The 10,154-nt window shown below is 45.4% G+C and carries 8 protein-coding genes and 4 pseudogenes; 7 read left to right on the top strand and 5 right to left on the bottom strand.

Annotated features, from left to right (window positions below):
* Positions 1–381, bottom strand: a pseudogene (locus tag O9332_RS26190) (hypothetical protein); the annotation flags it as partial.
* Between the two features lie 61 nt (positions 382–442).
* Here O9332_RS26190 and O9332_RS26185 point away from each other — a divergent pair.
* The 4 genes from O9332_RS26185 (at position 443) to O9332_RS26170 (ending at position 4,287) form a co-directional block, all read left to right on the top strand.
* Positions 443–1,666 carry a M20 family metallopeptidase gene (locus O9332_RS26185; RefSeq protein ID WP_288027984.1) on the top strand — a complete coding sequence of 408 codons (1,224 nt, stop codon included), beginning with the start codon at positions 443–445 and terminating at the stop codon, positions 1,664–1,666.
* A gap of 79 nt (positions 1,667–1,745) precedes the next feature.
* A complete protein-coding gene (gene argB, locus O9332_RS26180; protein WP_002759021.1) occupies positions 1,746–2,633 on the top strand; it encodes an acetylglutamate kinase in 888 nt (295 codons plus the stop codon).
* 168 nt (positions 2,634–2,801) lie between these two features.
* Complete coding sequence (locus tag O9332_RS26175) at positions 2,802–3,023, top strand: DUF4327 family protein (protein WP_002759020.1); 222 nt, start codon at positions 2,802–2,804, stop codon at positions 3,021–3,023.
* Positions 3,024–3,066: 43 nt separating this feature from the next.
* Positions 3,067–4,287 carry an efflux RND transporter periplasmic adaptor subunit gene (locus O9332_RS26170; RefSeq protein WP_002759018.1) on the top strand — a complete coding sequence of 407 codons (1,221 nt, stop codon included), beginning with the start codon at positions 3,067–3,069 and terminating at the stop codon, positions 4,285–4,287.
* Positions 4,288–4,455: 168 nt separating this feature from the next.
* On the opposite strand, the pseudogene O9332_RS28255 reads toward O9332_RS26170, so the two are convergent.
* The 4 genes and pseudogenes from O9332_RS28255 to O9332_RS26155 form a co-directional block, all read right to left on the bottom strand.
* Positions 4,456–4,749: pseudogene (locus O9332_RS28255) on the bottom strand (RNA-guided endonuclease TnpB family protein); the annotation flags it as partial.
* Between the two features lie 227 nt (positions 4,750–4,976).
* Positions 4,977–5,150, bottom strand: a pseudogene (locus O9332_RS26165) (pentapeptide repeat-containing protein); the annotation flags it as partial.
* 54 nt (positions 5,151–5,204) lie between these two features.
* Entirely contained in the window at positions 5,205–5,567 is a 363-nt protein-coding gene (locus O9332_RS26160; RefSeq protein ID WP_147069688.1) for an ArsR/SmtB family transcription factor, read from the bottom strand.
* A gap of 416 nt (positions 5,568–5,983) precedes the next feature.
* Positions 5,984–6,994, bottom strand: a complete 1,011-nt coding sequence (locus tag O9332_RS26155; RefSeq protein WP_288027980.1) for a DUF6398 domain-containing protein — start codon at positions 6,992–6,994, stop codon at positions 5,984–5,986.
* 135 nt (positions 6,995–7,129) lie between these two features.
* Here O9332_RS26155 and gatA point away from each other — a divergent pair, with 135 nt between their 5' ends.
* The 3 genes and pseudogenes from gatA to O9332_RS26140 form a co-directional block, all read left to right on the top strand.
* The gene (gatA, locus tag O9332_RS26150) at positions 7,130–8,581 is read left to right on the top strand and encodes an Asp-tRNA(Asn)/Glu-tRNA(Gln) amidotransferase subunit GatA (RefSeq protein ID WP_288027978.1); all 1,452 of its coding nucleotides are present in this window, start codon (positions 7,130–7,132) and stop codon (positions 8,579–8,581) included.
* A 193-nt stretch (positions 8,582–8,774) separates the two neighbouring features.
* Positions 8,775–9,800, top strand: a complete 1,026-nt coding sequence (locus O9332_RS26145; protein WP_288027976.1) for a DUF559 domain-containing protein — start codon at positions 8,775–8,777, stop codon at positions 9,798–9,800.
* 131 nt (positions 9,801–9,931) lie between these two features.
* Positions 9,932–10,154: pseudogene (locus tag O9332_RS26140) on the top strand (DUF2887 domain-containing protein); the annotation flags it as partial.

Below are 10,154 nucleotides of genomic sequence, written 5' to 3'. Positions count from 1 at the left end.
GTGGGGTGTGGGGTGTGGGGTGTGGGGTGTGGGGTGTGGGGTGTGGGGTGTGGGGTGTGGGGTGTGGGGTGTGGGGTGTGGGGAGTGGGGTGTGGGGAGTGGGGAGTGGGGTGTGGGGTGTGGGGTGTGGGGTGTAGGGTGTGGGGTGTAGGGTGTAGGGTGTGGGGTGTGGGGTGTAGGGTGTAGGGTGTGGGGTGTGGGGTGTGGGGAGAAGGGAGAATAAATAAAGGCAATCTCCTGAATCCTGACGACCGACGACCGACGACCGACGACCGACGACCGACTCCTGCCTATTGCCTCCTGTCTCCTGAATCCTGACGACCGACGACCGACTCCTGAATCCTGCCTCCTGAATCCTGACGACCGACGACCGACGACCAACGACCGACGACCGACGTTAAACTAGAAATCGGTGCTCAAAAAATCTAGCCGTCCGAACCCGATGATTTCCTCCTTTCCCGTTCCTAATAGCTTAAATTGCCCTCAAATTCGCCTTGCCATTCGTTGCCTGCAGCCGCAATTAGTCCACTGGCGCCGACAAATACACCAAAAACCAGAACTAGGCTTTCAAGAACATCTCACCGCCTCCTTAATCAGTCAAACCCTGACTAAATACGGAATTGAGCATCAAACCGGCATCGCCGGCACCGGAATTGTCGCCACCATCGAAGGCAGTCAACCGGGGCCAGTTTTAGCCCTGCGGGCCGATATGGATGCACTACCGATCGCCGAAGAAAACCAAGTCCCCTATCGTTCCCAACATCCGGGCCAAATGCACGCCTGTGGTCACGATGGCCACACAGCGATCGCCCTCGGCACAGCAGTTTACCTAGCACAAAACCGTCACGATGTCAAGGGGATCGTAAAAATTATTTTCCAACCCGCCGAAGAGGGGCCGGGGGGTGCAAAACCGATGATCGAAGCGGGAGTGCTGAAAAATCCCGACGTGGAGGGAATTATCGGGCTACACCTCTGGAATAATCTGCCTTTAGGGACAGTAGGCGTGAAAAATGGGGCCTTAATGGCGGCGGTGGAATGTTTCGATCTCCAGATTCAAGGCCGGGGCGGCCACGGGGCAATTCCCCATCAAACCGTCGATTCACTACTGGTGGCGGCCCAAATCGTCAACGCCCTGCAAACTATCGTCGCCCGCAACCTTAACCCCCTCGATGCCGCCGTGGTGACTGTGGGTAAATTAGCGGCGGGAACCGCTAGAAACGTGATCGCCGATAGTGCTAATCTCAGTGGGACAGTGCGCTATTTCAATCCCCAGTTAGGGGGCTATTTCCGACAACGGATGGAAGAAATTATCGCAGGCATCTGTCAAAGTCAGGGGGCTAGTTATCAATTCGATTACTGGCAATTGTATCCCCCGGTAATCAATCATGATCAGATGGCGGAATTAGTGCGCTCAATCGCCGCACAAGTGGTGGAAACCCCAGCCGGAATCGTTCCCGAATGTCAAACCATGGGAGGGGAAGATATGTCCTTCTTTTTACAGGAAGTACCGGGCTGTTATTTCTTCTTGGGGTCTGCCAATCCCGAATTAGGATTAGCCTATCCCCACCATCATCCCCGCTTTGATTTTGATGAATCGGTGTTAGGGATGGGAGTCGAGATTTTTGTCCGTTGCGTCGAAAAATTCGGCAATTCTAGGACTTTCTAGAAATCCGTTCAGGGTGAACAGTTTTTGTCAAACCTGAAACCGCTAAACTGATCACTGAATCAGACAAGTAAAAAAACCCATGAACAATAACATCCACGAAAACGATACCCAACGGGTGAAAATCCTCAGCGAGGCCTTACCCTATATACAAGAATTTCGCGGTCGCACTGTAGTGGTTAAATACGGTGGTGCGGCCATGAATAACAGCGATATCAAAGACACGGTCATGCGAGATATCGTTTTTCTCTCCTGTGTGGGGGTTCGTCCCGTTATTGTCCACGGCGGCGGTCCAGAAATCAATAGTTGGCTGGATAAATTAGGTATTGAACCCCAATTTAAAGACGGTTTACGCGTCACCGATGCCGACACCATGGATGTGGTAGAAATGGTGCTGGTGGGACGCGTCAATAAAGAAATTGTTGCCCTGATCAATCAAGCCGGCGGTAAAGCGGTAGGATTATGCGGTAAGGATGGCAATCTGATCACTGCTCGTCCCGTGGGTAAAGAGGGCATTGGTTTTGTTGGAGAAGTCAGCAGTGTCGATACTAGCGTCGTCGAATCCTTGGTCAATAGTGGCTATATTCCCGTGATTTCCAGTGTGGCCGCCGATGAAACCGGCCAAGCTCATAATATCAATGCCGATACGGTAGCCGGAGAAATAGCGGCGGCTTTAGGGGCAGCTAAACTGATTTTGATGACCGATACAGCCGGAATTTTAGAGAATTACAAGGATCCTTCCACTTTATTGGCTAAATTGGATATCCAACAGGCCCGGGAGTTGATTCAAAAAGGCATCGTTGCTGGCGGGATGATTCCCAAAGTTAGCTGCTGTGTGCGATCGCTGGCTCAGGGAGTTCAAGCTGCTCATATTATCGATGGTCGTCTTCCCCACGCCCTTTTACTGGAAATTTTCACCGATCGAGGCATCGGCTCCATGATTGTGGCCTCCGGTTATACTAATCTATAGTAGTAATTACCGTACTTTTGGTTAAAAAGACTTGCCTAAAACCAGAGATCTGGTGTACAAGTAAGTTAATAAACGCGCTTCTCGCTCCTTTGTAATGGCAAAAGTCTTAGTCTTGAGTTAGTTTAGCTGGGAAGCGCAAAATCCGAAGTTTTCATAGCAATTGAATTTATGACCAAACAAGCTGTAGCTCACCCGATGGTGAAGTTTCAACGCAAGGTTAGCAAGTGGATAGATGCAAAAGTAGTCAAACCTAGCGATAGTATCTGGAAACTGGCTCTTTTATACGGAGATGAGTGGGGATACTGGAAGCAAGAGTTGCTCGATTTCGGTTTCTCCATGCAAGACCCTCTCAGCGAAGTGGTAGCGGTAGAAGCTTGGGACGAGGAATAAGCGACCATCGACTCAAAAGCCGCTTTCTACCAAGATTATCGCCATGGGATCGACTCCGATTATCCTTTCCGCTCTGGTTATCTTATCCTTAAGCGCGAGTTGTTCTCCCCAGACCGAAACCCAACCACCGCCACCGGCAGCCCGTACTACTACCGTCAACGTCACCAGGGCTAAACCGGCAACCATCGAACGCAATCTCGATTACACGGGAACTACCCGACCTTTAAAAGTCGTTTCTCTGCGATCGCAAGCCACGGGTCAGTTACTCAATCTCCTCGTCGATGTGGGAGATGAGGTGCAATTAGGGCAAATCCTCGCCCGTGTTGATGATCGTCTCCTCGCCACCGTTGTCCGGCAAGAAAAAGCCGCCCTGTCGTCCCTAGAAGCGGAATTAGCCCGGGCGAGAATTGAAGTCAGTAACGCTGAAATTGAAGTGGAGCGCCTACAACTACAATACCAACAGGACAAAAATGATGCCGAGCGCCTGCAAAAATTAGCCCTAGAAGGGGCGATTCCCCTGCAACAGGGTGAAACAGCCCAAACTGCGGCTGCAGTGGCTTTAAAAGCCGTTAATAGCGCGCGCTCAAGAATTAAAGTCGAGGAGCAGGTAGTGGCGGCAATTATCGGCAGAATTGCCGCCCAAAAATCGGTCATCGCGCAGGAACAACAACGTCAGGCCTACGCTATTCTTAAATCACCGGCGACGGGGATAGTTATCGAAAAACTGAAAGAGCCGGGGGATTTAGTCAGTATCGGCGATGAAGTCCTCAAAATTGGCGATTTTCAACAGGTCAAGGTGGTAGTATTATTATCGGAATTGGATTTAAAAACGATTAATTTAGGACAAAAGGTTAATGTCAGCCTTGATGCTTTCGGTGAGAGAAATTTTTCCGGTCGCATCACCAGGATTTTTCCCCTGAGCCAAGGCACGGCCCGGCGGATTCCCGTGGAGATTGCTCTACCCAATGGGGATGGTTTAATCAAAGGGGGATTATTGGCCCGGGTACGGTTTAATAATAATTCTGCCCCTCAGGTGATTGTTCCCGAAACGGCAATTGTCGGTCAGGGGGAATCCTCGGCCATTTTCGTCCTTTCCGAGTCTAACTCGCAAGTGGAAAAACGTCCCGTTCGTCTCGGTCAAGCGCTTGACGGTCAAGTAGAAATTATCACTGGACTCGAACCGGGGGAGCGTTTCGTCGTTAATAGTAGTAAACCTTTGCAAAATGGGGAAAAAGTCCGGGTCAGTATCCTCAGTAATCCTTGAGTAAACCATTGGAGATAAGCTAAACGGCTTTTACTTCGGATCACCGATATAGACTCCAAAAGGGTTATAGCTGTTGGATCATGCAGGTTAAGCGCCGTTTAGCTTAGTTAGTAAAAGTATAGTCAAATATAGACAGACTGAATTCCATTTCAGAAATTCCTTTCACTTTTACTTCGAGAGATTAATTCTCCTTGGGTGAACTACGCACCTCTCTATCCCATAGCGGTTAAACGCATTTGGGAATGCTTTTCGCAAAATGTTGTAGGAACCCATGACATCAGATTGAACCAGAATCCCCTTATCTGTGCGATATAATCCTCGCGAAATTCTTTTTCCTGAAAACACTGGCCTTTCAGTTGTTTCTCCATACACTGGTAGCGGCTCTAAATTTAAAAAATTAGCAACAGAGGTATAGGATTCTTCTTGAATAATCACAGAGATTCCCGCTAATCGACATTTATAAATAGGGTCTGCTGAAAAAGTTTTTCCTGGGGGTAGGAGTCAGTAGCCGGTCGTCAGGAGTCGGTCGTTTCAGGCTTTGTTGCCCTTGTTTTTTGTACCAAGCGATGTACCACAAGAAGGATAATGCAAGGTTTTTGAACGTACCAATCCTATTTTCTTGCACTAACATCGGACTTTAACAGGTCAAAAGCCTTATTTTAAAAGGGTTTTACCATTATTCAGCAAGCCCTAAGTAGCGATCGCGCGAGGCGTATTTTTCCTAACCGGGCCTGTCGCAGATCGGCACGGCAAAAATTGACTCCTGGGAGGGCAATATTAGTTAAGTCGCTTTCCCGCAAATTAATCCCCCGAAAATCTCTTTCTCCCTCCCGATAGCGTTGACAAAGTTCTTCTAGGAGCATGGAAATTTTTTTCTATATCATAATTGAGGCAAAATGTCAAGGGTTTGGTAATTTTTATTTAGGGAGATGGAAAGCCGGCAGACTCTCGAATTCTCGGGCCCGTTGACGCATTTGCTGACTAATGCGATCGCAAACCACCTTACAGAGATCATAGATCACGGGGTCGCTAATTTGATAGTAAACGCTGACTCCTTGGGGTTGCCGCGAGATAATTCCCGCTTGGGTTAAAGCTTTCAGGTGTTTGGAGAGATTGGCCTGACCTAGTCCGGTAGCTTCGGCGATTTCTTTACCATTCATCGCGCCTAATTGCAAGCAACTGAGAATCTGTAGGCGACTGACTTCCGACAGGACTTTGAAATAGTCCGCCACCGAAGCGAGGACGACGCTAGAGGTTTGGGGGGAGAAACTGTCCAACATAGGTAGGTAATAAAGTGACCAGTTAAAAAGGCTGACAATAGGTGATCGTTTAAAACTTTATAACTATTGACTACTATAGTTTAACTGGAAAGGTAACTAGGGTTTGCGGCAAAAAGTTTTTCCTAGGGGTAGGGTGTGGGGTGTAGGGTGTGGGGTGTGGGGTTTTACCAGTTTTGAGGTGGCCAATTACCTAATTTTCAGGGAAAAAGTGCCTAAATTTCCCCCCGATCACTCCCATATCCAGCACTTTTTGATTGACAAAAGGTCTAAAAGTGTTACCCAACAAGGTTTTTAGCTTTATTCAGCAAAGTGTAACTAGAGTCTAGTCTGCAAGCTCGATCGAGATTGGGTCATTCAGGAATCTACTGCTGCAAGAGTGCCGCCTAACTCCACCAACAGACTTTTTGCCGCAAACCCTAATTATCACCGAGCATGGTACTGATTAACTGCCGGACCGTAGTGCTAGGATGGTTCTCTAAATTGCTTGGTAAAGCCCATTCTGAGTCAAGATAGGACATCTTCAGTAAATCTCTCACTTGTTTTGATTTAGCTTGTCCTGTACTTTGGGCAACCCCAAAAGCTTGATAAAGTTCTGTGGCCGAAATGTGGGGATTTTGGCTAGGATCGAAGAGAAAATTGACCATTCCTAGGGCGTGAGTAATGCCGGCAGCCCAGGAATTGGCTTTACCTTTTTCTAGGGGAGAGGGACGCTTACGAGCTAAAGTTGCGGTTAATTGGCGAATAAGTTGGGCGTATTCTTCATTAAGATATTGAGCGGCAAATTCATCGGTAATATCGATAATTTCTTGATATTTGGCCTGCATTGCCTTGGGAACATTTTCCGATTTAGAAACAGCTGGGGGCGTTTTTTTCAATATTGCTGCCGCTTGCTGTTTGGCGCGTTGTTCAGCATTATATTTTTCTTGAAAAGCTTTTAAACCCTCCTGACTGGTGATATCAAAACCCTGCTGATGCGCTTGTAACAAGAGATTTTTCATAAAACCGCCACTGTTGGGATCGTTCATCAGTTGACTAAAGCGATCGCCTAATTGCTCTAAATATTTAATAATAGCTTTAGCCTGAGTTAATTTATATTCTCGTCCCAAAAATTGCCAAAAACTAATTAATTCAGGGATAGCATCTTCCGTTTCCGTCGGATCGAGGATAGTAATTTTGCGTGGTAAAATCTTCTCCATTAAGATTTGCACATCAGCCTTAGTCATGGTAGCAAGGGTATAACCTTGATAGAGATAGCCCAACTCAATCAAGGTAGCAATCCAACCACCACCTTCTTCTTTTTCTTGATAATAGGCCTCTCCCTCTGGCGAATTGATATATTCTTCGATCGCTCCAGTAATATAATCTTCTAATAAGGGTTCGGCTTCATCGTAGTCTAAATTATCTAATTGTCGGATATTAAAAGTCATAACTCTAGTTTTCCTCCGAGGCTTTCCTTTAATTTTAGGGGATTAGCTGACCGACGACCAAACTGACGCTAAAATAGTCTTTGCTGTCTGGGGTTGTTGCTTGCTCCTGACGGTGGTTGTAACCGGTAACTGAACATGACTTCGATTCGTCAACTGCATCAACAACTCGTTAATAAAGAAAAAACAGCCGTCGAAATCGCCACAGAATTTCTCGCTCGTATTCAAGCGATCGAACCACAAGTAAAAAGCTTTCTCCATTTAACCCCGGATTTAGCCCTCGCACAAGCCCAAAAAGTGGACGAGAAAATCGCCAGGGGTGAGTCTCTGCATCTGTTGGCCGGTATTCCCATCGCATTAAAAGATAATCTCTGCACCAAGGGTATCCCCACCACCTGCGCTTCCCGGATTTTAGAGAATTTTGTCCCCCCCTACGAGTCCACCGTTACCCAAAAATTACGGGATTTAGGAGCAGTTATCGTCGGTAAAACCAATTTAGACGAGTTTGCTATGGGTAGTTCCACCGAAAACTCCGGTTATCACGTTACTGCTAATCCCTGGGACTTATCCCGGGTGCCTGGTGGCTCTTCGGGGGGGTCGGCTGCGGCTGTGGCCGCTCAAGAATGCGTGGTCGCCCTAGGATCGGATACGGGGGGATCAATTCGTCAACCGGCTTCGTTTTGTGGCGTTGTTGGGCTCAAACCGACCTATGGCTTAGTTTCTCGCTTTGGTTTGGTGGCTTACGCTTCTTCTCTCGATCAGATCGGTCCCTTTGGTCGTACCGTAGAAGATGCGGCGATTTTATTACAAGCGATCGCAGGTTACGATCCCCAAGATTCTACCAGTCTCAATCTGCCGATTCCCGACTATAGCCAATTCCTGAAAACCAGTTTAAAAGGGCTAAAAATTGGCGTAATTAAGGAAACTTTCGGGGAAGGTTTGGATCAGGTGGTTGCTGAGGCAGTTAATCAAGCTTTAGCGCAGTTAAAGGCCCTCGGTGCCACAATTAAAGAGATTTCCTGTCCCCGTTTCCGTTACGGATTGCCCACCTACTACATTATCGCCCCCTCGGAAGCATCGGCGAATTTAGCCCGTTACGATGGGGTTAAATACGGTATTCGGGAAGATGCCGATAGTTTGATTGATATGTACACTAAGACTCGCGCTCAGGGTTTTGGTGCGGAAGTTAAGCGCCGGATTATGTTGGGAACCTATACCCTCTCGACGGGTTATTATGATGCTTATTACCTGAAAGCACAAAAAGTCAGGACTTTGATCAAAGAGGATTTCGATCGAGCTTTTCAATCGGTAGATGTGTTAGTTTCTCCCACTTCACCGACCACAGCTTTTAAAGCTGGGGAAAAAACGGCGGACCCTCTGAGTATGTATTTATCGGATTTAATGACTATTCCCGTCAATTTAGCCGGTTTACCCGGGTTAAGTCTTCCCTGCGGTTTTGATGGGCAAGGTTTGCCGATTGGTTTACAATTAGTGGGTAATGTGCTGCGCGAAGATCAATTATTTCACGTCGCCCACGCCTACGAACAGGCCACCGATTGGCACAAACGTCAACCATCTTTTACAAATTGATACAATTGCCGGTGGCTATCTTTTGCCGGTAGCCAAATAGTAGGGTGGGTTAGGCGATGACAAATGAGACAGTTAAGCAACTAATAAGGTATTCGCCATAACCCACCAATCTGTTGATTTTGATCCTAATGCTGAATTGCTAGAATTTGGTATTGTATGTATCGGTGATTTCTCCGAAAGTTGATGTGTCTCTATGAATATATCTCTAGATTTATTAAAGAGTGAGTTTCGAGAATTTTGCTCAGGATATTATATTAATCAAATAGATAGTTGGTTTACGGATGCGGGATTTGATAAATACGAGCCTCGTGCATCTACGCGCCGAGATCAATTGAATGGATACTACTCAAAGATTGATTGGGAAAATCAAAACGATATTCAGAAATTTCTGAAAGTAATTGAATCAATACTTTTATACAAAAGTTATAATATTAAGGAAGAGCATAAGCAAACTTTAAGAGGAATTTGTGAAAAAAGTGGTTTTCAAGTTGATAGTAATGGCTACACAATTCATTTAACCAAAAAACTAGGACATCAAAATATCAAAAATATTATTTTTGCCTCTAATTCTTTTAAACCAGAAATTATTTTTTCAGATTCACTTAGCAATGATATTGAAATTACGAAGTATAAAGAATCCTGTTTGATCTATGATAAGCCGATTCAAAGTCATGGATTATTAGGGATAGAGTTAATTGATTGGTGGAAAGAGTATAAAAAAATTATTAGCTGGTCAAATTCAGAAGCGGCAGCTCCTCTTTACAAACGACTTAAAGAATCCTTGCAAAATAATCCAGTAGAATCTAGATTTTTTGACACTTACTATAAAAACGAGCAATTATGTCGTCGTTGGGGTGAAAATTCGCCCGCTCTACTGCCACAAGTTTATTTACATTATGATCCCTATACTATCAAAGAACTCAAAAGATATAACAATGGGAGAAGATTGATAAGACAACGTATGGATTTTTTATTATTATTGCCAAAATCAAAAAGAATTGTTATTGAGATTGATGGTAAACAACATTATGCTGAGGGAGAATATGCGAAGCCTCAGCTTTATGCAGAAATGGTAGCTGAAGATAGAAAGTTAAAATTGCTAGGTTATGAAGTTTATCGATTTGGAGCTTCTGAAATTATGCAAGAAACCTATGAGTCTATAGTGGTAAATTTTTTCCAAAAACTTTTTGATTTTTATGATATAAACCTTGATTTTTGAAGACTAAGAATAGGGTGCATTTCATGGTTCTTATAATTATAGCGTACAGTAGGATTACGGAAGGGTCATGCTTGGTGCTGAGTTTAATTGCCTTCCATATATTGAAGTCAAACTTTGTTGATTAGGGTTGACAATTAATCATAGCACCAACCGCAAGAGCGATCGAGCAAGGAAAACAATTAATTCCACGGATTAGAGAAGAATTCCCTAATCTCAAACAACAGCAAGAACTTTTAGAATTGATAGAGACAATTTTGGTTTATAAGTTACCCCAAGTCAGTAGAAAGGAGATAGAAGCGATGTTTAGTTTAAGTGATTTAAAACAAACTAAAGTGTATCAGGAAGCTTTAGAAG

Source organism: Microcystis sp. LE19-10.1B (assembly GCF_027530565.1).
Classification (GTDB): Bacteria; Cyanobacteriota; Cyanobacteriia; order Cyanobacteriales; family Microcystaceae; genus Microcystis; species Microcystis aeruginosa.
This window is presented reverse-complemented; position numbering and strand designations above follow the sequence as displayed.

What these genes read in the sequence shown, in the direction of transcription:
- O9332_RS26185 (WP_288027984.1), top strand. Translation starts at nt 443, where the DNA reads ATGATTTCCTCCTTTCCCGTTCCTAATAGCTTAAATTGCCCTCAAATT.
- argB (WP_002759021.1), top strand. Translation starts at nt 1,746, where the DNA reads ATGAACAATAACATCCACGAAAACGATACCCAACGGGTGAAAATCCTC.
- O9332_RS26175 (WP_002759020.1), top strand. Translation starts at nt 2,802, where the DNA reads ATGACCAAACAAGCTGTAGCTCACCCGATGGTGAAGTTTCAACGCAAG.
- O9332_RS26170 (WP_002759018.1), top strand. Translation starts at nt 3,067, where the DNA reads ATGGGATCGACTCCGATTATCCTTTCCGCTCTGGTTATCTTATCCTTA.
- O9332_RS26160 (WP_147069688.1), bottom strand. Translation starts at nt 5,567, where the DNA reads ATGTTGGACAGTTTCTCCCCCCAAACCTCTAGCGTCGTCCTCGCTTCG.
- O9332_RS26155 (WP_288027980.1), bottom strand. Translation starts at nt 6,994, where the DNA reads ATGACTTTTAATATCCGACAATTAGATAATTTAGACTACGATGAAGCC.
- gatA (WP_288027978.1), top strand. Translation starts at nt 7,130, where the DNA reads ATGACTTCGATTCGTCAACTGCATCAACAACTCGTTAATAAAGAAAAA.
- O9332_RS26145 (WP_288027976.1), top strand. Translation starts at nt 8,775, where the DNA reads ATGAATATATCTCTAGATTTATTAAAGAGTGAGTTTCGAGAATTTTGC.